Origin of the sequence: Terrisphaera buseokensis (assembly GCF_047521145.2) — a bacterium.
Lineage (GTDB): Bacteria > Verrucomicrobiota > Verrucomicrobiia > Opitutales > Opitutaceae > ER46.
Genome location: NZ_CM134186.1, coordinates 1,597,179 through 1,619,139, shown reverse-complemented (window position 1 = coordinate 1,619,139; position 21,961 = coordinate 1,597,179). Strand labels below are relative to the sequence as shown.

Here is a 21,961-nt window from a genome sequence, read left to right as displayed (position 1 = left end):
TGCTGGAGTAACACCGCCGCTTCGCGCGGCTCTCTTCTTCAGGCTTCTCTCCATCGTTCGTTTGCACACACTCGCCGCGCCATGACGACCGCCCCAGCCGACGACGCCGCCTCACTGGCGGGGCAGGCCGCCGCCGAACCCAAGGCGGACACGGCGGCACCGTTTCGGGACAGCCGGCGGCAACTCGAGCTCATCAGCGAGAATTTTCCCGAGGGCGCCCTCTATCAGTATGTGATCTCGGGCAGCGGCCGGCACCTGCTGACGTATCTCGGCCGCGGCTTCGAACGCATCTTTGGCGAACAGCCCGCCGAGCTCCCGACCGACGCCTCGTGGCTGACGATGCGGATCAATCCCACCGACGCCGCCGGCCTCGCCGAGGCACGCGAACGTTCGCGGCAGGAACTCAAACCCTTCACCCACGAAGTCCGGATTCAGAATTCCACCGGACAGGAACGCTGGGTCAGCTTTCGATCGCAACCGCGCGCCGTCGCCGACGGCACCGTCGTGTGGGACGGCGCGATTCTTGATGTAACGGATCGGCGGCGAGCCGACGAAGCCGTGCGCCGGCAGGCGGACTTTCTCGCCGCGCTCAACCAGACAACATTGGAACTGCTCGGGCGGCGCAACGTCGGTGAACTGCTCCAGGCGCTCGTGGCCCGCGCTTCGGTCCTGCTCAAGTCGCCGCACGCGGAAATCTCGCTGCTCGAACAGGGCGATCTCGTGCTTCGCGCGTATTCGCGTGATCGCTACTTTCCCGGCGGCGATCGCGTGCGCCGCGGCGAGCCTGCAATTTCGTGGCGGGCCGTGGAAACCCGCCTGCCCGTCGTCGTCGATCGCGTGTCCGCGCATCCGGAGAGCCGGGATTTTCAACGCGCCCCGGGCGTGCACACCGCGGCGGTGTTTCCCATCGTCCGCGCGCATGAGTGCGTGGGCGTGCTGGGCGTCGCCCGCGAACAGCCCGGCTATCCCTTCACCTCCGAGGATCTGCGCGAAGGCATGCTGCTCGCCCAGATGGCGGCGCTCGTCCTGCACAACGCCGCGATCCATGAGGACGCGGTGCGCGAATCGGAAGTACGCAATGCCGCACTGCGGGAAAGCGAGGCGCGCTACCGCGGCGTCTTCGACCAGAGTCCGATCGTGATCGGCCTGCTCACCATGCCCGAGTGCCGCATCGTGGAGCTCAACGCGGCGGGCATTGCCGCCTTCGGCTACGGCCGCGAGGAAGTGATTGGCAAGTCGACGCTGGAACTCGGCCTCTGGGTCGATCCCAACCTGCGGGATCGCTATCTGCAACGCCTCCGCGCGGAGGGAACAATCACCGGCTTCGAAGCCGAGATGCGCCGGCGCAACGGCGAGATTTTTACCGCGCTGCACAGCGGCTGCCTCATCACCCTCGGCGGCGAGAGCTTCAGCGTCAGCTCGGTCCAGGACATCACTGCGCGCAAACACTCCGAGGCCGCCCGGGACCGGTCGCTGGCCTTGATGCGGGCGACGCTCGAATCCACCGCCGACGCCATCCTGGTCGTCAACGCCGAGGGCCGCATCGAAACCTACAACTTGAATTTCGCGGAGATGTGGGGCGTGGCCATCGCCGACGCGGGCGTGCACGAAAAGGAGGACGAGGTCCTGCGCACCATCCTCAGCCAACTCGTCGCGCCCGAACTCTTCCTCGCGAGTGTCCGCGACCTGTACGCCCGCTCGGAGGACGAGGTCTTCGACGTGCTGCATTGCAAGGACGGGCGCGTCTTCGAGCGCTACTCCCGGCCGCAGCTCGTCGCCAGCGAGCCCGCCGGCCGCGTGTGGAGTTTTCGCGACATCACCGAGCAACGCCGCGCGGAGGCCGCGCTGCGTCAGAGCGAGGAACGCTTCCGCCTGCTGGCCGACGTCTCGCCCGCCGGTATCTTCAGTTCCGATACGAGCGGCCGCACCGTGTTCGTCAGCCGGCGCTGGTGCGAGATCGCCGGCGTCACGCTCGAACAGGCCATGGGCGACGGCTGGCAGCAGGCGTTGCACCCGCAGGATCGCGAGCGGGTGACCAAGGGCTGGGCCGAGGCCGTGCGCAACGGCGAGTCGTCCACCGCCGAATTCCGTTTCCTCCGCCCCGATGGGACCATCACCTGGCTGGTCGGCCAGTCGCGCGCGCAACTGCATGCGGACGGCTCAGTCGCGGGCTACGTCGGCACGATCACCGACGTCACCAAGCTGAAACGCGCCGAGGAGGAACGCACCCACCTCGAGGCGCAGGCGCGGCAGAGCCACAAGATGGAATCGCTGGGCACGCTCGCCGGCGGCATCGCGCACGATTTCAACAACATCCTCACCGGCACGTTCGGCTTCGTTGATCTGGCGCGGCTTGAACTCGAACCGGGACATCCGGCCCACGCCTGGCTCGATCAAATTTCAAGCTCCAGCCAGCGCGCCCGCGATCTGGTGCGGCAGATCCTCACCTTCAGCCGCAAGAGCGAGACCGAACGCATGGCGCAACGGCTCCACCCCGTGGTGGGTGAGGCGTTGCGTTTACTGCGCTCCACGCTGCCGCCGATGGTCGAGCTCAAGCCCACCATCGACGAAACCACGCCGTCGGTGCTGGCCGACTCGACCCAGATTCACCAGGTCGTGCTCAACCTCTGCACGAACGCCTGGCACGCGATGCCGAACGGCGGGGAGATCGCGGTGACGCTCGACGCCGTCACCCTCACGCCAGACGACGCCGCTTCGAATCCCGATTTGAAACCCGGCCGCTGGGTGCGCCTCACCATCGCCGATCAGGGCAACGGCATGGACGCCGCCACGCTCGAGCACATCTTCGAACCGTTTTTCACCACCAAGGGCACCGGCATCGGCACCGGCCTCGGTCTCGCCGTGGTCCACGGCATCGTGCAATCCCACGAGGGCCTGATCACCGTGCGCAGCACCGTGGGCGAGGGTTCGACGTTCGAACTTTATTTTCCAACGGCACCCGAGGACGTCGCCCCGGCCGAACCGGCGCCCATCGAGATTCCCTTTGGTCGCGGCGAGCACATCCTGGTTGTCGACGACGACAACGTGTGCGGTTTCGCCGTCGAGAAAATCATCGAGAGTCTCGGCTACCGCGCCACGCGTCACACCGAACCGGAAGCCGCGCTCGCGCAGTTCACGGCGTCACCGGGCACCTTCGATCTCGTCGTCTCGGACCTCGCCATGCCCGGGATGGACGGCGCGGAGTTGATCGGCCACCTCAGCCGCATCCGTCCCGATATTCCCATCATCGTCATCACCGGTTACATCGAGACGGCTCGGCAGCGGCTGCTCGAAAAATCCCCGGCTCGCGTGGTCCTGCGCAAACCGGTGCTGCGCGACGAACTCGCCCGCGCCATCGCGCAGCACCTGCGCTCCGCGACCTGAGCGGGGGCATCGTCGGTTGCTGCGGACTGAATCGCCTTCACGGAAGCGCAGGCCTCCGGCCTGCATCGGCTCGGACCGAAGGCTCCGCGGCAGCATGCGGAATCCAGATTGAAACTTTGGCTGCAGGCGGGACGCCTGCGCTCCCGGAGCCTGCGCACCCGCGCACGCAGAAACGGATCGATGACGGACGCGCTTTTACTTTGAACCGGCGGCGGATCCCCCCATGTTGACGGCGGCTTTCCGAACGCGACCTCAACCGTCGCGTTCAACCTCCAACCCGCGCCTCCCCTAAGCGCCACGTTACCCTCCATGAGCACCCCGACCGCTGGTGAGTCCGCCCCTGCGTCGAAACTTGCTACGTCCCAGCAGGTCGCTCCGCCGCCTGACTTGGCCAGGCACGCCAAGCCCAAATACCCGGGCATTCGCGTGACGTGCAATGGCAACTTCCTCGTCACGCAGTACGTCGAGACGCGCGTCACCGAGGGCGGCGTGTTCTATCCCATCACCCCGTCAACCGAAGGCGGCGAAATTTATCAGCAGTCCTTCGCCTCGGGCGAGTTGAACGTCTGGGGCGCGCAAAAAGTCGCGGTCGAAACCGAGGGCGAACACGCGGCACAGGGCGGTGCCACCGCCTACGCCGTGCAGGGCCGCCGCACGGTGAATTTCACCTCCGGCCAGGGCATCGTCTACGCGATGGAGCAATACTACCACGCGCCGGGCAAACTCTCGACGATGGTCCTGCAGGTCGGCGCGCGCGCGCTGACGAAGCACGCGCTCAACGTGCACTGCGGCCACGACGATTTCTACGCCGCCCTCGATACGGGCTGGACGATGATGATGGCCAAGGACGCGCAGCAGGCCGCCGACCAGGGCATCATCATGCGCAAGGTCAACGAGCTCTCGTTGAACCCCGGCATGAACATCCAGGATGGCATGCTGACCACGCACTCGGAGCGCATGTACCTCGCGCCCGAAGCCGAATTCCTCCGTGAATTCCTCGGCGCTCCCGACGATCAGATCGACTGCCCCACGCCGGCGCAGCGCGAACTGTTCGGCCCCACCCGCCGCCGCGTGCCGCGGATGATGGATTTGAAGAACCCGCTGCTCCTCGGTCCCGTGCAGAATCAGGAGCACCACATGAACGGCGTCGTCGCGCGCCGGAACAACTTCAACGAACCGATCCTCGGCATGCTTGAAGTTGCGTTCGCCGAGTTCGGACGGCTCACCGGACGCCATTACGGTTTCATCCAGGAGTACAAGACCGACGACGCCGACACGGTCTTCGTCTCGCTCGGTTGCGCCGCCGACAACGTCGAGGCCGCCTGCGACTACATCCGCGAACAGCGCAACGGCAAGGTGGGCTCGATCCACGTCAACGTCATCCGTCCCTTCCCCGAAGCCGCGGTCATCAACGCCCTGCGGGGCAAGAAAAACGTCATCATTCTCGAGCGCACCGACGAAGGTCTCGCTGGTGACAATCCGCTCGCGCGCGACATCCGCGTCGCACTCGGCAAGGCGAACGAGGTCGCGAAATTCGGCTCCGCGTCCGGCCTGCCCGCGCTCACACCCGCCGAAACGCCCCGCCTCTTCCGCGGCGCCTACGGCATCGGGTCGCGCGACTTCCGGCCCGAGCACACGATTGGTGCGTACGAGTTCGCGACGGGCGCGTCGCGCCGCAAAGACGGACGCAACGCTGCGGACGGCGAGTCGTTCTTCGTGCTCGGCGTCGATCATCCGTACGCGGTGATCAGCAAGGACACGCCTTCGCTGCTGCCTCCGGGCGCGATCGCCGTGCGGTTTCATTCCATCGGCGGCTGGGGCATGATCACGACGGGCAAGAACCTCGGATCCATCATCGGTGACTTCGGTCAGTTCATCTCCGAACAGAATCCGAGTTACGACGCCGACGGCTTCCTCGTGGACAAGCTCTTCGTCATGGCGAACCCGAAATACGGTTCGGAGAAGAAAGGCGCGCCGACCAACTACTACCTCACCGTCGCCCCGTCGCAGATCAAAGTGAACTGCGAGCTCAACCACGTCGACGTCGTCCTCTGCTGCGACCCGAAGGCGTTCACGCACACGAATCCGCTCGAGGGGATCAAGAAGGGCGGCGCGCTCGTGTGGGAGTCGAGCGAATCCCCCGAGGTCGCGTGGCAGCGCGTGCCCGCGAAATACCGGCAGTGGATTCAGGAAAACAACATCCGCATCTACATCCTGCCCGGCTTCGACATCGCCAAGCAGGCGACGAACCAGACCGAGCTGCAGCTCCGCATGCAGGGAAACTCCTTCCTCGGCGCGTTCTTCCGGGTCTCGCCGTTCCTGAAAACCTTCGGGATCTCCGAGGAGCAGTTCCAGGCGGTCGTGCACAAGCAGTACGTCAAGAAGTTCGGCCGTTTCGGCGACGCCGTCGTTAAGTCGAACATGACCGTGATGAACGAAGGCTGGGCGCGCGTAACCGAGATCAAGATCGGCCGTGGCGACGACGCCGACCGTTCGTCGATGCGGAATCCGCTGCTCAAGCCGCTCGGCGATCATCACTTTCCGCCCACCGCCGGCTGCAGTTCCTCCGGTTGCGGCAGCGTGCCAATGCCCGCCGCGCAGCCCGCGCGCGCGCCGTTTCAGACGCTTTCTAAGTTCGATTCCGAATTCCGCGCCGGCCTCGGTTACCACCAACCGGCGGGCGCGTTTGCCTCCGTCGGCGTCATGGGCGCCGGCTCCGGCGCCACGCAGTCCAAGTATGTGGCGCGCCGCGAGACGCCGGTCTACATCGCCGAAAACTGCACGCAGTGCATGGAGTGCATCACCGCGTGCCCCGACACCGCCCTGCCCAACACCTCGCAGGACGTCGCGACCGTGCTGAAGACCGCGGTGAACAACTACGTTTCGGATCTCGCGGACCGCCGCACGCTCGGCACCGAACTCGCCGGACTCGAACAGCGCGCCCGCGTGAAGATGAATGAATCCGTGAAGGCCAAGACGAATGTGCCCTTCAAGGACATCATCAGCGCCGAGGTCAACGCGCTCACCAGCGTATCCGAGCAGGGCCGGGCCGAGTTCACCCAGATCATCGGCAAGCTCCCGCTGGCGTACTCGAATGTCCCCGCGATCTTCCGCTCCATCGAGGCGAAGACGCCCGGTGCCGGCGGACTGTTTTCCATCTTCGTCTCCGATCTCTGCAAGGGCTGCGGCGAATGCGTGCAGGTCTGCGGCGATCACGACGCGCTGCGCATGACGCGCGAGACCGAGGATCTCAACGCCGAGCTCACGACCGCGCAGGTATTCTCCCGCCTGCTGCCCGACACGCCGCAAAAATATCTCGGTCTCTACAACGACGGCGACGCCGCCAGTTCCCGCGAGGCCGCATTGCGGAATCACCTCATGGTGCGCCGCAACTACGAGGCGCTGGTCTCGGGCGACGGGGCGTGCGCCGGTTGCGGCGAAAAGAGCATTCTCCGCTCAGCCGCCAGCGTGACCGAGGCCTACATGCGGCCGATCTACCACGCGAAGGCCGATCGCCTGCGGGCCAAGGCCGCGCGCCTCAAGGCCGAGGGCCCGGCCAAACTCGCCGCGCTCAAGGCGCGTCAGGAAACCGAATACGCCCTTTTCCATCGCACGTTCGCACATGTGATCGTTGGTCTCGGTGGCGAAAACGATGACGATACCGCAACGCGCATCGCCGCCTACGAGGCGAAGCACGGCGCGATCACCGACGCCCAGCTGATCGGCGGTCTGGCCGCGGTGCTCGAGCAGGACGCCTTCAACCACAAGGAGCTGCAGTCCGTCGACGGCCGCCGCGCGAACGGCATGTCCGTGATGATGATGGGCGCCAGCACGGGTTGTAACACCGTCTACGGCTCCACCCCGCCCGCGAATCCGCATCCGTACCCGTGGATGAATTCGCTGTTCCAGGACGGCGCGACGATCTCCTGGCTCATGGCCGAGTCGATCATCGTGGATCACGCCCGCCGCTCCGTCGCGCCGGAGCGCATGGCGGACGCCCTGCTCGATCGCGCGGAGCACGTTTGCAGCGAAGCAGAGTATTTCACGCTCACGCGTCTGGACGACGCGCTCATGACCGAGCGGGAAATCCGCGAGCTCCCGAAGGTCTGGGTCATCGGCGGCGACGGCGCACTCGGCGACATCGGTTTCCAGAACGTCTCGAAGGTCGTGCTGCAGAATCGGCCGAACGTGAAGATCCTCATGCTCGACACGCAGGTGTACTCGAACACCGGCGGCCAGAACTCCGATTCGTCGACGATGCTGGGCGGCTACGACATGAACCAGTTTGGCGCCGCCTCGCAGGGCAAGCTGATCGAAAAGAAGAACGTGTCCGAAGCCTTCACCAGCGGCCACGGTTCGCCGTTCGTCGCGCAGGTCTCGATGGCCAACGCCGCCAAGCTCTACAAGGCGATGCTCGACGGCCTCGAGTACCGCGGCACCGCGTTCTTCCAAGCCTACACCACCTGCCAGCCCGAGCACGGCGTCGCCGACAACATGAGCGCCGATCAGGCCAAGATGGTGCGCGACGCCCGCGGCATGCCCGAGTTCGTGTTCAACCCCCGCAAGGGCGAAACCTCCCAGGAAGCCTTCGATCTCAAGGGCAACCCGAGCATGGACCGGGATTGGTGGCGGACCAAGTACTCGACCACCGGCGAGGAATACAACTTCGGCGTCGGCCATTGGGCCATCACGGAAGCCCGTTTCCGCAAGCACGTGAAAGCGATCAAGGAGGCCGAAGCGGCCAAGCTCACGCTGCTGGATGATCAACTGGCTTTCATCACGCAGGACGATGTGCAGCACCGCCGCGTCTTCGATCCGCAACACCGGAGTTTCGTGAAAAACTTCGGCTGCTGCATCAAGGCCGAGGAGCACGGCAAGATGAACTACTACGCCGTGACGCGCCAGATGGTGCTCTTCGCCGTCGAACGCCGCAAAGCCTGGCGCATGCTGCAAAGCAAGGCCGGGATCACGAACAAGGACTACCTCGCGCAAAAGGCCTTCCTCGCCAAGATCGAGAAGGGAGAGCTTCCGCTGGCCGACGCGAAAGCCCGCGCCCGCGAGCTCATCGCGGCTGAACTGGCCGCGGTGAAGTAGACGGCCGGGAAGAACCGAGGGGCCGGCGGAGCGGGATTTCATTTCCCCGTTCGGCCGGCCCCACGTTCCCGCCCTACCCTGTGACCCCGAGCGCCGCCTTCACCTGCTCCATCCGATCGACCAGCGATCCGCCCAGCGTCTGGTAACGCATCCCACGCCGCGCCAACTCGGCTTCATACCACGCGTGCTGACGCTGCCGAAACGCCGCGTCACGGCGCGTGCCATCCTGCACAAACGCGAAGTCCGGCGCACAGAGAAAGACGTGGTCATACCGCCGCGCCGCGAGCCGCTCCACCTCGGGATCGACGCGCCCGAACATCTCCAGCGAGTACAGCCGGGTGGTCAGCGCCGACGTATCACAAAACACCTTGCGCACCGCGCGCCGCGCCGCCGCGTCCTCGCGTTGCACCTGCTCGATGGCGATCGTCCGCAGATCGTCGAACACCAGCACGCCACGCCGGGCGTCCCACAGTTCGCGTGCGAACTCGGGCACGTGCGTGGTGCCCAGCTCCGCCGCCAGCGCGGCCGCCAGGGTGCTCTTTCCGCTGGATTCGCCGCCGAGGAAGCAGACGCGTTCCACGAACGACGCATAGACCGCCGGATCAAGCCAGCCGCGGTGGGCGTGAACGTCGCTTCGGATCGCGGTGCCGGAGATCGGCACGGTCGCGCGGTCCGGATCAACCCGCACATGCGTCACCGCCGGCGCGTGCGGCAAACCGTTCGTCCGAAAATAGGCCGTGAGCTCGCGCGCGAAACCATCGCCATACGCCTCGCTCGTGAACACGGCATCGACGGTCACGCCCAACTCGTCCACGCACACCCGGCCCACGAAGCGGCGGTGCGTCGTGTCATCAGCCGCGTTGTCCGGCAGCGCGATGGCCGTATCCGCCAACACCAGACGCCGCGTCGCGGGAAATAGCTCCGCCAACCACTGCGCGCGTTTCTCCGGCTCGCAGCCGGGGATCTCCGGTTTCGAATAGCTGATCACGACCACCTCGTCGCACTCCGCGACGGCGCGGCGAATCACGTATTCGTGCCCGCGATGCAGCGGCGCGAACTTGCCGACCACCAGGCCGCGGCGAAAGCGTTTGACCGCGCTCATGCCACCACCACCGACCGCCGCCAGCGCATCATCGCGACGAAGGCGTTAACCCAGAACACCGCATAGAGCGCGGCCGTCAGGTGCAGCCCGCGCGAAACAAACAGCGGCACCGCCACCGTATTCACGACCAGCCAGCACCACCAGGTTTCATAGCGCCGCGCCATCAGCAGCAGCTGCGCAAGCACGCTGAAGGCGAGGACGAACGAGTCCACGAACGGCGCAAACGCATCGGTGAACTTTCGCAGCAAGGCGCCGTAACCGGCCGCAACGCCGACGCCGACAATCAGGCAACCCGCCATCACCCGCACCGCCGTGCGGCGCACCGGCAGCTCGCCACCGGAGCGGCCGGGACGCCAGCGCCACCATCCGATCGCACTCGTCACGATGAAAAAAACCTGGAGCGTCACATCGGCGTAGAGCTGCGTGCCGAAAAACACCCAGCCGAACAATCCGCACCCGACGATCCCCGTCCACCACGTGTGCACGCTGTTGCGCGCCGCCAGCAGGACCGAGACCGCGTTCATCGCGTTCGCCGCCACCTCCCAGAAGGGATTCATGGGGCGGCCGACGCCAGATCGGAGGTATACTGCACCACCTTGCCCGCAAAGTTCGCTTCCGCCTCGACGCGGATCGACTGCGCCATTCCGAAGAGCCCGTGGAGAATCTCCGTTGCCGCGTGCGCCTCCGTACCCGCTCCCGCCAGCTGCAAGCGCAGTCCGCCATCGCTGAATTGGTGGAGCGCGAACTGCGGGATCGCGAGGCGCTGGATCGCGTGCGTGACCTCGATGTTGTTGACCCACTCGCCAGTCATGGTCCGAAACCGCACCGGCGGCCGGCCTTCGAGACCCATCAGCACCGGTTCGCCGTCCACCCGTTGCAGCGACGCAAAATCTCCGGTCCGGTACCGGAGCAGCGGCAGGCAGAAATTGAATCCGCCCGTAAGCGTGACTTCGCCCCGCTGCCCGTTCGTCACGGCTCGTCCCGCCGCGTCCAGGATTTCCACATAAATCCGGGGTTGCAACAGCACATGGCCGCCCACTCTCGCGTCCGCGACCGCAATCGGCCCGGCCTCGTTCATCGAATATAGATCAAGCACGGGACAACCAAACCGGGCTTCAAGCCGCCCGCGCAAGCCCGCCAGCAGCGTCATCGACGTCGACAGCAGCGCCCGCGGCCGGAGTGTCACCGGCAGCGTCAGGAGCTCAGCGAACGAAATGGGATCACCGGCCAGTACTTCCGGCGCGAGCGCATCGAGGTACGCCGCCCGGTCGGCCGGATCGCGCCAGTCGTTCGGATGCAGGTTGATCTTCGCGAGTCCGGATTCGTTCCGCGTCGGCGTCACCGACACATAGGTGAAACACTTGCGCTGCAGTCCGAGGAGGACGACGCCCACCTGGCCGCGCCCGTGTTGCAGCTCAATGCCGAAGCGCCGCAACGCCCGGCGGTGAAACGCCAGGTAGCTCGCCGCCACCACCGGGTGCGATGCCAGCAGCAGCGGATGCCCCGTGGTGCCGCTCGTGCGAAAATTGATCAGCCGCGCAACGGGCACGCTGTCCGGCACGAACTGTGCGACATCGCGACTGAGATCCGCCCGGGAGATCGTTGGACAATCCGCCAACCGCCGCGGCGCTGAACCGTAAGCCCGATAAAACGGCACGTCCGCCACCGAGCCCGCAAGGAAATCGCCGACCCAATCGGGTTCGCCGCCCGGCATCCAGCCCACGCGCGCCGCCAGGACTTCGTCCTCAAAGGCCCGCACGCACTCCACCTCGGACGCCGTCAGCCGGTTGCCGCTTTCGTTTCTGAAGATCGGCGCCCGCGGGTGCTCACGCAGAAAGTCCAGCATCCGGCGACCGGCGTCACTGAGAGTCGGATACCGCTCGGCGTCCGTGATGGACTCGACGTTCCCCCCGCGATCGTCCGGATCGCTCCCGGGACGGATGCTGTCCGCCCTCGGACCGCGACCGCCCCCGGTCGCCCCGCCATCCGTCCGACCGTTACCGGTGCCGCCCTCCGCCGGTGCCTCGTGCCGCTCCATCGTCACTCCCGCGTCCACTTGTCCGCGGACTCCTCCGCCGCCTTGCGCGCCAGCGCCTCGCGGATCTCCCGCGCGCGCCGGGCCGCCACCTGCGACACTTTCAGCACGCGGGCGCGCTCCACCGAGCTGAGCGTCGTCAACCGATCCTGCGCCTGCGCCACGCTCTCGCCGGCCGGCCGGCAACCCAACCCGGCTAGAACGAGACGGGCGACTTCCTCGCGGCGCTCCGGGTCCGTGACGAGTTTCTTCGCCGCCACGAGTGGCGCGATCTCCGCCACATCTTCGCGCAACACTTTGATCAGATCGGCGGCCGGGAGCTGGGCGCGCTGAAACCAGTCCTCGGCCAGAAGCCACGCGACAATCAATGTCACCGCGAGCCGGTTTCGATCCTGACGCGGATCCACGCCCGCGAACGCCTGAAGGGCCGCCGGATTCGGCACTTGGCCGCACCGACGCAGCAGGTCGCCGACGACCGCCCTCACCTCGATCACGCCCGACGATCCGATCCTCGGTTCCGCGAGGAAATCCTCCGGGATCTCCGTCAATCGTCGGAGGAGCAATTCGAGCGGTGGGCCTTCGCGTTGCATGTCAGCGGGCGAACTTCTCCCAGACCTGGGTGCTATGGCAATCCTCGCACGCAGCCGGCCGGCAGCGTTTTCGCGCCGTCGCCAGGCGTGCCGGCAGCCACTGCATCGCCTCCGTGGTGCCGAGCTCACTCAACGGGACGCCAATCTGTTCGGCCGTGTAGTTGCACGGCGCCGTGCGACCTTGCTCATCGATGAAGAGAAACGTTTGGCCCGGCCGGCAGTCGGGCACCGCCCGCGCTTCGCCCGCGGCCGACGCCCGCATCCGTTCCAGGTAACCGTCGCCGCCCACGAGGCGCACGCCGCGCTCCGCAAGCGACGCACGCAGCTCGGGCAGGCGCGCAGCGAACTCCGCCACGTCCTCCGGGCGCAGCCGGTGCGAAGGAAAGTATTCCGGCCGATCGCGTCCGCCGAGTTGATTGAATGAGATCTCTTGCACGCCCCACTCCGCCACCCGCTGGCAGAGCGCGGCGAAACCGGCGAGGTTGTCACGCATCAGCACGGCGTTGATCCGCAGCAGCGGTCCCGCCCCGCGCTCGCGTTTGAGCCGAGCCAATGCGGGCACGATGCGTTCGAGCGCGGCAAAACCACCGGACCAGCCGCGAAGCACGTCGTGCTGGGTTCCCAACGCATCCACGCTGACGGTGAGTTCGGAGAAGTGGTCCACCACGAACGCCCGGACGTTGCCCGATTCGAGTGCAGTGCCGTTCGTCGTCGCACTCACCCGCAATCCCAGTTCGCCGACCAGCCGCCGCGTCGCCTCCTGCCAGTGTCGCCAGAGCAGCGGTTCGCCTCCGATCCAGCTCACGAGCACGCGATCGTCCGTCTCGTGCTGATACGCTGCCAGCACCGCGCCAAAGTTGAGCACCGTCGCCAGGTCTGCCTCGACGCGGGGCACGTCGCGCGTGCGATCGAAGCTGCAGAACGGGCAGCTCAGATTGCAGTGCTGCGTGATGCGCCAGACGACAATCATGGCCGCGCTGATGTCCCGCCCGCATGGGTCGCCGCCTGGCGGACAATCTGCCCGCGCTCCCGCTCGCCGTCCAGGTCACCGAATTTCCGGCGGCTGAAGTCGCGGGCAAACTTCACCAGATCCGGCCACGAGCTCACGGCGTGCACGTTCCACCCCATTTCGTCGCGGGCCTGCGCGATGCGGGCATAGGCATGCCCGGCGGTCGTCACCGCGGACCAATTTTCCGGAAGATTGAGCACCAGCGTCCCGCCGCCGCGCGCCTGCCCCAGCGCCATCGCCGCCACGTCCCAACCGCTGTTTCCGCGCTCGTCGCGATCGAACATCGTCGTCACGCCGTCATCCGAGATCACGAGGACGTGCACGGCACGATCACTGCGCGTGCGCCCAGCGTAGGTGTCCCGCAGGACATGAATGGGAAACGCGGTGCCGCCGCCAAAGTATCCCGTCAGCACGCGCAGGATCGCGACCTCTTCGCGCACGAAACCGGGCGTGCTGGTGACCTCGTGTTTGCCACTCCAGAGCGTCGCCTGCACCCGCGCCCCGGCGCGCAGCGCCGAGAGGCACAGGATGGCACCCGCGAGCGTGAGGTACGACACGAGCCGCTGGGGGTTCGGCATCGAGCCCGAACAATCGACATAGAGATCGAGATCAATCGGCTCCCGCTCCGGCTCCGCGCCTTCGCTGGTGCCCCACACGCGCTGCACGGTGGTCACTCCCGGAATGACGTGCGGGCTTTGCAGCACCGATTGAATCCAGTCAGCGGCATCGGGCGCGTCGCCAATATCCCATGGCTCGAGTCCCTCCGGGAGCGGATCGGTCGCCTGCGGTGCGCTACGCGTGGGAAACGGCACCAGCTGCGGCCGGGCGCGTTCGCGATAGTAGCGCACGGCCGCCTCGTGATCGCTCAAGTCGACGCCCGACGCGCGCAGGATCTCGCCGTACTGAAACGGCTCGCGCGCCTGGCCGTGGGACCCGACATTCCTCGCCGTATCCACCGGTCTGTCACGCCGCCCGGGCGCCGGGCTGCTTTCGTTCGTCTCGCTGGCCTCGCCAGACATCTCCGGATCCTCCGCCGGATGCACGACGCCGTCCGCCTCATTCGCATCGACCTCGGTCAACCCTGCCGGATCGCCGCCCTTGCCGGCGTTGCCGGTGTCGAGCAGGCGCGCGATCAGTTTCTGCGACTTTTGATCCTGCAGGAGGTAGGGCAGCAGGAGCGACGCAAACCGGCCCGCGCCGTCGAGCCAGTCCCGTGCGAAGCTCCGCACGAGCCGCGCGCCGACCACCGCATCGCCCTCGAGTTGGTCGTTGGTGGCTCCGCCGCCGAGCGAGCCGCGTTCGAGACCCCACATGATTTCGTAGATGCGGATATAAAGCGTCCACACCGCGCCGCCTCCCCCCTCGCGCGCGATCGCGCGATAGATATCCGCGATGCGCAGCCCGGCGCCGCGCTGCAGGCGATCGTTGATCAGCAGATCGGTGTAAAGGTTCGCCACCATCGGCGCCTGGTTCTCCACGGTGGGCAGGCCGCGCCGCATGCGCGCCAGCGTGCGCGCGTGGTCGGTCAGTGTCGCCGGCGCGAGCACGTGATGCCCGATTTCATGGGCCAGCACCTCGACCGCGTAATCCTCGATCCCTGATTGCACCACCGACGGCAGGCTGACCACGATCGCCTGATCGACCAGGCGGATCATCGCGAAGCTGCCCGTGAGCCCCTCGTCCGTCGCCTCATCCGGCGTCAGGCACAGCCGCGGCAGCCGCAGGCGCGTGAACTTGCTCCACGCCGCCAGCGCCGCCGGCCACGCCGCCTCCCAGCGCTCGCGCACGCGCTCGAGTTTCGCGGGGTTGGATTTCATCGCTGCGGCAGGGCGATCAACACCACGCGATGGGTCAGCAACGAGGTAATCGCGAGCGTGGTGGCGTTCACCGCCACGCTACTCGGCGCGCCCAGATCAGGCACCACGACTTCGCGACCGTCGAACTCAAGTCGGACGCCGGTCACGCGCAGTCGTCCCGGCAACTCCGTCAGCGCCGGCGCCACCGGTCGCTCTTCCGGCTTGGCGCGATGAAACGTCGCCCCGAACGCATCGGCCGCGAGCATCCAGCCCTCGGCGCCGCTGGAAACAAAGAAGTGATCGCCCTGGGCCACCACGCGCGGTGGCTCCGGAAAGAAACCACCGAAGCCGCGAAACGCGCCGGCCTGCGCCGCCACCCGCAGTGCCGAAGCGTCGTCATGCCGCTGCGCCGGATCGAACCACGGACTCGCGTGCAGCCGCGCCTTCACCCCGGACCAGCCGACGCCCGGCGGCGCGTCCACCAGTTCGAGCGCCACGCCCTCCGGGAGCGCGTCGGCCAGCGCCAGCGCCGGCTCGCGGAAATGCGCCAGTCCCGAACGCCACGCCGCCACCTGTCCCAGCTTCAGCCATACCTCCGGGTCGTCCGCACAGGCGGGCGAGAGGCGCTCCATGAGATCGAGCCACTGCGCCGGTCGCGCGCCAGGGGTCGAACCCAGCAGGTGGAGCGCATTGGTGGTCGCGCCGATCAGGCGTTCCGGATTTGCCGCCACTCCCCGCGCGACGCCCGGAAGCAGCCGCCGCCAGCCCGCTTCGATGAACGTTCCGCGTTCGCCGTGGCCGATGATCCGCTGCGCGAGGAGATCGAGCGCGAGATCATAGGCGACCATCGCGACATCCGCCGCGCGTCCCGGCTCGACCCGCTCGACGGCCTGCACCAACGGATCCACGGCCTCGGCGAGAAAGGCCGTGAACGTCTCGCCGTTCAGGTCGGCCTGCACGCGCCGCGCCGCCATGAAGCGGCCGTTGAAGTGCTCGCGTCCGGATCGAAGAATTTGCGCGAAGACGGGGCTGATCATGGCTCCCTGATTTTGCCAAACCTGATAGAACCACCAAGGCGCGGAGGCCACAGAGGCCCGGCCTCGAACGTATTCCAGAGAAGTCTTGCTCCGGAAACTTTCACCTTTGTGCCTTTGTGACTTCGTGGTTCATCCCGTATGAGCGGCCGAACTGCCGCGCCTCACTTTGTCTTCAGCCAGCGCAGGTAGTTCGTGTAACGCTGGTGCAGATACTTCAGCCGCAGCACATCGTCGTAGAGGTGGCCGTACAGCTTCCGGCCCTTGGCCCACTCGGTGATGAGCCGCTCGATCTTCGCCAGCCGCGACCGCGTGTCCGCCTCTGAAACCCCGTCGAGGCCGCGACCGAATTCGGCGCCCAGCGCCGCCACCGGATCGTCCCGATCGAGGTTGAGCCGGTCGTAGTCGGCGCAGGCGAGATCGAAAAGTTTCCGCAGCCAGCCAATGCGGTCGGTGCGAAACGCCGCGTGGCCCGGCGCATCGAAAAACGGCGCCTCCGGGTCGGCCACGAGTTTCTCGTGCAGCACAAACGGCAGCACCTGGCGGAGATCATCCAACTCCACCGCGCGATTGCCGCGAAAGTACGCCAGCGCCTTGGCGAAAATCATCAGCGTCATCATGGCGCGGACGGAGATGCCGTTCGTCGTCTGACAGCCGATGTCCTTGAGCCGGTCGCGGCCGGTCTCCTGCGCGGTGAGCGCGCGCCAGTCCGCGCCGGCCAGGCGCGCGGTATCCTTCGTCTTGTATTCGAACTGATCACCCGCCACTTCGCAGAACTCGAACTGGCTGGTAAAGAACTCGAGACGGCGCCGGACCTCCTCGGGAATCGTCACGGCACGAATCTCCTCCTGCATCCGATCGACCTCGGCCTCCGTGAAGATGATCTGGCGCGGCACGACGTCCTCCGGCCGCACGTTTTCCTCAATGCGGACGAGCAGTTCCTGCAGGAAGCGCGGATTGAACGCGAGGGCCTGGACGATCACGTCGATGCGATCGCGCAGCGCCTCGATCACCTGGTAGGTGCCGCCGCCCCGGTCGTCGTTCGCAGTCAGAAACCAGGCTGATTCCGGACACTCGTAGATGTGATTGAGGATCTCGGCGTAGTTGTCGCCCATCACCGTGAGCAGCGCGCTCTGCGTGCGCGTCGGAATGCGGTTGTACTCGTCGATGATCTTCACGCGCATCCCGAGCCATTTCCGCCAGGAGATGCGAATGTCCTCGATCTTCTGCGCCTGCACGAGATCCGCCGGGAGCGGATTTCCCAGCAGGTCGGCGATCGTCATCTGCGGATGCCCGTGCTGCATCGCGCGACGCACCTCGCGGACCGGATAGCCGGCAATCACGCCCATGAGCAGCGCGCTTGCGGTCTTGCCGCGACCCGGGCCGCCGACGAAGAGACATTTGCGCCGCGTCGCAAAGGTCAGAATCGGCAGCAGCACGTAGCTCGAGTAACTCTGGGCCGACGGCAGCGTGAGCCGGCTCTTGCTGTCACCGAGGGTGAACAGCTGCGGCGGCACATCGTTGTATTCAATATCGTAGTGCGGGCTGATGATCGCGCTGTTGACGATCCAGAAGTACGCCTGCCGCAGTTTCTCGTCCAGCGGCGCGGCCGAGGCGGGCGCGGCCGCGTCTGCACCCGCGGCGACCGGCCCACGGTAAAGGTCAGCGATGTCAAAGGTGCGCGCCGGCGCCGCCGCGTGCGGATTGGTGGGAGCCTGGGAGAGACGCTGAAAAACGTTGAGCATGCCCATAACCGTAGAGGCGTGAATGCCGGCGGGCGTGGGCCTTGGCAAGCGCGGCGCGAGCCGAGACAACGCAAGCAAAGTGGCCCACGGAACACACTAAATACACGGAAGTTCAGAGGTTCCCTTCCGTGTATTCCGTGTGTTCCGTGGGCCACTTGGATCGGGTCCGACGGGCAAGAAAATCAGCTAGATCACGTTTCGTTCCCTCGGCCGCAACACGACCTCGCACAGCTCCTCGAACCGCCGTCGCAGCCGCGTCGCATCGGGGATATCATAGTGCCCGGGCACCATCCAACGTGCGCCAATCGCCCGGGCCTTGCGCAGGCTGGGTCGGATCAGTTCCGGCGCTGCCGTGAAAATCGGTGGCGACACCTGCGTCCGCATCAGAAAGCGCGTCCACAGGTCCCCACTGAAAAGCAGATCGTGCCGTACGCTGTAGAAACCGCAGTGCCCCAAGGTGTGTCCGGGCAGGTGTACCACCCGCAATCCGCCCCAGAACGGCAGGAGTTCGGCGTCTGCGATCGGCACGTCGATCACACCCGGCCGATACGACATCACCGTCCGCCCCATCGCTTCGAGCGCACCACACACGCGCGCCATGCCCGTGTAGGGAAACCGGCCGTCCACGTGACATTGTTCCAGCGGATGCCCGTACACCGGAGCGCCGGTCCACGCCTTCAACTCCGCCAGACTGCCCGCGTGATCGAGATGGCCGTGCGTGAGCACGATCGCGCGCACGTCGCGCGGCCCCACGCCCACCCGGGCCATCACGCGCCGGATGCGTTTCCCGTCGCCCGGCAGTCCGGTATCCAGCAACACCACCCCGTCGGCATCGACGAGCACGTGGGGCACGCTCATCAGCCCGCGGACGTGATACAGGCCCGCCGGCCAGTGCGCGTTCCCCGTCGAAGCTGAAAAGTGAATTGCCACTGCGGCGACTCTCCAAGCTGCGTCCGCGGCGGTAAACGGCTAAGTTGCGAGCACCGCAGCCCACGCTGGCCCGCGACTACGAGCGACAGCGCGTGCCACTGCATCCACTCACTGGCGCTCGTGGCCACAACGGGAGCGGCGGTGTGATCAACCTTTGCGTCCGCGACGGATTGCGTCTCACCTTCTGCGCAACCGCTTTTCCGATGCACCGCTCGCTTCTCCCCTTCCTCACCGTTGCAGTTCTCACTTTCCTGTCCGCCTGCACGGGCCCGGCCCCGTCGAGTCGCGCTCCCGAATATGACGTCGTCATCCGTCACGGTCGCGTGGTCGACGGCACCGGTGCCCCCGCGATGAACGGCGACGTCGCCATACAGGCGGGGAAAATCGTCGCGGTGGGCAAAGTCGCCGGCGCCGGCCGCACCGAAATCGACGCCCGCGGTCAGGTCGTCGCGCCGGGATTCATCGACGTCCATACGCACTCGGAGGACGTCGCGGAGCTGCCCGTCGGTGAAAATTTCATTCGCATGGGCGTGACGACGATCGTCACCGGCAACTGCGGCGGCTCCAAGCTGAACGTCGGCGAGTTTTTCTCGAGCATCACGAAGACAGGCGTGGCGCTGAACGTCGCAACCCTCATCGGCCACAACACGGTCCGCGGCCAGGTCATGGGCGGGAGTTTCGCCCGCCCGCCGACTGACGCCGAACTCGAGAAAATGCGCGGGCTCGTCGACCAAGCGATGAAGGACGGCGCGGTCGGGTTGAGCACGGGCCTGATTTATCTCCCAGGCACGTTTGCCAAGACCGAAGAGATCGTGGCCCTCGCGAAGGTCGCTTCGAGCCACGGCGGCATCTACGCGAGCCATATGCGCAGCGAGAGCACGGGCATCTTCAACGCCCTCGACGAGCTCACGACGATTGCCCGCGAGGCGAAGATTCCCGCCGAGGTTTCGCATTTGAAACTTTCCGGCCCGGCCGCCTGGGGTCGCGCCGACGAGGTGATCGCCTATCTCGACAAGGCGCGCGCCGAAGGTCTGCGCGTGACGCATGACCAGTACGCGTACACGGCTTCAAGCACCGGCATCGGCACGCTGATCGACGCCGACTTTCGCGAGGGCGGCGCGAAGCGTTTTCGGGAGCGCCTGGCCGATCCCGCGACGAAAGCGAAAATGGTCGCAGAGATGAAGGGCTCGATCGCGAAGGGCAAACGCGGCGACTACACGTATGCCGTCGTCGCCAGCTTCAAGGCTGACAAGCGGCTCAACGGTAAAACCATTCCGCAGGCGGCGAAAATTCTTCGCGGCGCCGATACGCTCGACGATCAGATCGAGACGATCTTGGAAATTGAATCCCGCGGCGGTGCCCAGGGTGTGTTCCACGGCATGAGCGAACCGGACTTGGTGAAGTTTCTCGCGCAGCCTTACACCATGGTCGCCTCGGATTCCGGCATCCGACGTTTCGGCGAAGCCGTTCCGCACCCGCGCGGCTACGGCAACAACGCCCGCGTCCTGGCCCGCTACGTGCGCGAGCAGAAAGTCATCTCACTCGAGGACGCGGTGCGGAAAATGTCATCGCTGCCCGCGCGGACGTTTCACCTCAAGAATCGCGGCGAACTCAAACCCGGCTTCGTGGCCGATGTGGTGATTTTCGATCCGGAGAAAGTGTCCGATCCCTCGACCTTCAATGATCCACACCACTACGCCGTCGGTTTCAGCGACGTGATCGTGAACGGCGTGCCGGTGATCCGCGCGGGACAGCTGACCGACGCGCGGCCGGGCCGGCCGGTGAAGCTGCAGGACTAGGAATTGAACCACAAAGGCACAGAGGCACAAAGGGCAGACCGGTTCTTTGTGTCTTCGTGCCTTTGTGGTTTAAACGCCCGGTGATTTTTCTTCGCACGCCGCGATCCAGGCCATCGTCTTCTCGGCGAGCCGATCGAAGGCCACCACGCACTGCTCGAGGTGCTCCTCCTTCGTATCCTCAATCTTGTTATGGCTGATGCCGTGCAGGCTCTGCACGAACATCATCACGGTCGGCACGCCGGCACCGCACATCTCCGCCGCATCGTGCAACGGCCCGGACGGCAGGCGGTGTGAGACACCCACCGTTTCCTGGATCGCGGCCTCACAGAGCGCGATAAGCTCGGGATGAAACGGCCGTGGCTCAATCTGCCACAGACGTTCCCAAGTCACGCCGACGCCGCCCTCCCGCGCGAAAAGCTCACTCGCCCCGCGGGCTTCCGCCAGCATGCGCGCGAGCGCGGCCGCATCGAGGTGACGCTGATCGAGCGTAATCCGGCACTCCGCCACCACGCTGGTCACGATCCCGGGCTTCGTGGTGCAGGACCCGATCGTGCAGACGCCTTCCCCGCTACGCTCGGCGATGCGATAGATCTCCGCCGACATCTTTGCGGCCGCAAGGAACGCGTCCTTGCGTCGGTTCATCGGCGTGCTGCCCGAGTGCGCCGCCTGGCCGTGAAACGTGATCGCATGCCGCTCCACGCCGAACGTGCCGAGCACCGCGCCTAGCGGCAGATTGCGGTCGAGCAGGACCGGGCCCTGTTCGATGTGCAGTTCGAGGTACGCCCCAGCGTGGGCGAGCTCACGGCCGCAGCCTTTAACTTCGTCAAAGGTGATTCCAACATTCTGCAATGCCTGCGGCAGCGTGATGCCGTCGCGATCCTTCAGGCCGCGTGCCTCGTCCATGGCGAGCGAACCCGAGCAAGCCGAGGAGCCGAAGAGACTCTTCCCGAAGCGCGCACCTTCTTCGTCGGCCCAATCCACCAGGCGGACCGTCACTGGCGGCCGACCGCGATACTGGGCGTGGATCCGACGCAGGATTTCGACGCCGGCCATCACATTGAGGCAGCCGTCGAGCCAGCCGCCGTTCGGCACGGAGTCCAGGTGCCCGCCGATGATGAGCGTGCGTTTCGATCGGCCACGGAGGGTCGCCCACAGATTTCCGGCTTCGTCCGGCGCGATCTCCACCGGCAAACCCTGCAATTTCCCCCGCAGCCACGCGCGGGCGGTGAGCCACTTTTCCGTGAACGCGACGCGCTGCGCGCCGTTTTCATCCCCGGTGAGCGCGCGCAGTTCCTTGAGTTCGGCCACGGTGCGTTTCGGATCGAGGAGGGGCATCGGGAGCGGTTTGCAGCTTGGAAACTACGCCAGGCCGCGCCACCTTCAACAGGCAAACGTCGCTGTTCCGCCCCCGTTTTCCACGCAATTTGCAGTCGACCGCGCACG

13 protein-coding genes are annotated in these 21,961 nt (G+C 66.3%); 3 read left to right on the top strand and 10 right to left on the bottom strand.

Going from position 1 to position 21,961, the window contains the following annotated elements; all coding sequences use genetic code 11:
• Positions 1-81 precede the first annotated feature (81 nt).
• The gene (locus ACLJEU_RS05870) at positions 82-3,384 is read left to right on the top strand and encodes a PAS domain S-box protein (protein ID WP_414660495.1); all 3,303 of its coding nucleotides are present in this window, start codon (positions 82-84) and stop codon (positions 3,382-3,384) included.
• 309 nt (positions 3,385-3,693) lie between these two features.
• Positions 3,694-8,478: a 2-oxoacid:acceptor oxidoreductase family protein gene (locus ACLJEU_RS05865; protein ID WP_414660496.1), complete on the top strand. Its 4,785-nt coding sequence runs from the start codon at positions 3,694-3,696 to the stop codon at positions 8,476-8,478.
• A gap of 73 nt (positions 8,479-8,551) precedes the next feature.
• Here ACLJEU_RS05865 and ACLJEU_RS05860 read toward each other — a convergent pair whose 3' ends face one another.
• From ACLJEU_RS05860 to ACLJEU_RS05820, 9 genes are all read right to left on the bottom strand, one after another.
• Positions 8,552-9,580: an AAA family ATPase gene (locus ACLJEU_RS05860; RefSeq protein WP_414660497.1), complete on the bottom strand. Its 1,029-nt coding sequence runs from the start codon at positions 9,578-9,580 to the stop codon at positions 8,552-8,554.
• Positions 9,577-10,137, bottom strand: coding sequence for a nicotinamide riboside transporter PnuC (gene pnuC, locus ACLJEU_RS05855; RefSeq protein WP_414660498.1), 561 nt, complete (start codon positions 10,135-10,137; stop codon positions 9,577-9,579). The genes ACLJEU_RS05860 and pnuC overlap by 4 nt, the downstream gene beginning before the upstream one ends.
• The gene (locus tag ACLJEU_RS05850; RefSeq protein WP_414660499.1) at positions 10,134-11,426 is read right to left on the bottom strand and encodes an acyl-CoA synthetase family protein; all 1,293 of its coding nucleotides are present in this window, start codon (positions 11,424-11,426) and stop codon (positions 10,134-10,136) included. Before ACLJEU_RS05850 ends, pnuC begins: the two co-directional genes overlap by 4 nt.
• Positions 11,427-11,620: 194 nt before the next feature.
• Positions 11,621-12,205, bottom strand: coding sequence for a hypothetical protein (locus ACLJEU_RS05845; protein WP_414660500.1), 585 nt, complete (start codon positions 12,203-12,205; stop codon positions 11,621-11,623).
• Between the two features lies 1 nt (position 12,206).
• Positions 12,207-13,175 (bottom strand): radical SAM protein, encoded by a 969-nt coding sequence (locus ACLJEU_RS05840; protein WP_414660501.1) that lies wholly within the window; start codon positions 13,173-13,175, stop codon positions 12,207-12,209.
• Positions 13,172-15,031: a VWA domain-containing protein gene (locus tag ACLJEU_RS05835; RefSeq protein WP_414660502.1), complete on the bottom strand. Its 1,860-nt coding sequence runs from the start codon at positions 15,029-15,031 to the stop codon at positions 13,172-13,174. Before ACLJEU_RS05835 ends, ACLJEU_RS05840 begins: the two co-directional genes overlap by 4 nt.
• Complete coding sequence (locus ACLJEU_RS05830) at positions 15,028-16,047, bottom strand: hypothetical protein (RefSeq protein WP_414660503.1); 1,020 nt, start codon at positions 16,045-16,047, stop codon at positions 15,028-15,030. Before ACLJEU_RS05830 ends, ACLJEU_RS05835 begins: the two co-directional genes overlap by 4 nt.
• 161 nt (positions 16,048-16,208) lie before the next feature.
• Positions 16,209-17,795, bottom strand: coding sequence for an AAA family ATPase (locus ACLJEU_RS05825; RefSeq protein ID WP_414660504.1), 1,587 nt, complete (start codon positions 17,793-17,795; stop codon positions 16,209-16,211).
• Positions 17,796-17,975: 180 nt separating this feature from the next.
• Positions 17,976-18,647, bottom strand: coding sequence for an MBL fold metallo-hydrolase (locus ACLJEU_RS05820; protein WP_414660505.1), 672 nt, complete (start codon positions 18,645-18,647; stop codon positions 17,976-17,978).
• 275 nt (positions 18,648-18,922) lie between these two features.
• On the opposite strand from ACLJEU_RS05820, the gene ACLJEU_RS05815 reads away from it, so the two are divergent.
• Positions 18,923-20,518 carry an N-acyl-D-amino-acid deacylase family protein gene (locus tag ACLJEU_RS05815; RefSeq protein WP_414660506.1) on the top strand — a complete coding sequence of 532 codons (1,596 nt, stop codon included), beginning with the start codon at positions 18,923-18,925 and terminating at the stop codon, positions 20,516-20,518.
• A gap of 69 nt (positions 20,519-20,587) precedes the next feature.
• Here the strand turns inward: ACLJEU_RS05815 and ACLJEU_RS05810 are convergent, their stop codons facing one another.
• Entirely contained in the window at positions 20,588-21,853 is a 1,266-nt protein-coding gene (locus ACLJEU_RS05810; protein ID WP_414660507.1) for a Zn-dependent hydrolase, read from the bottom strand.
• Positions 21,854-21,961 lie beyond the last annotated feature (108 nt).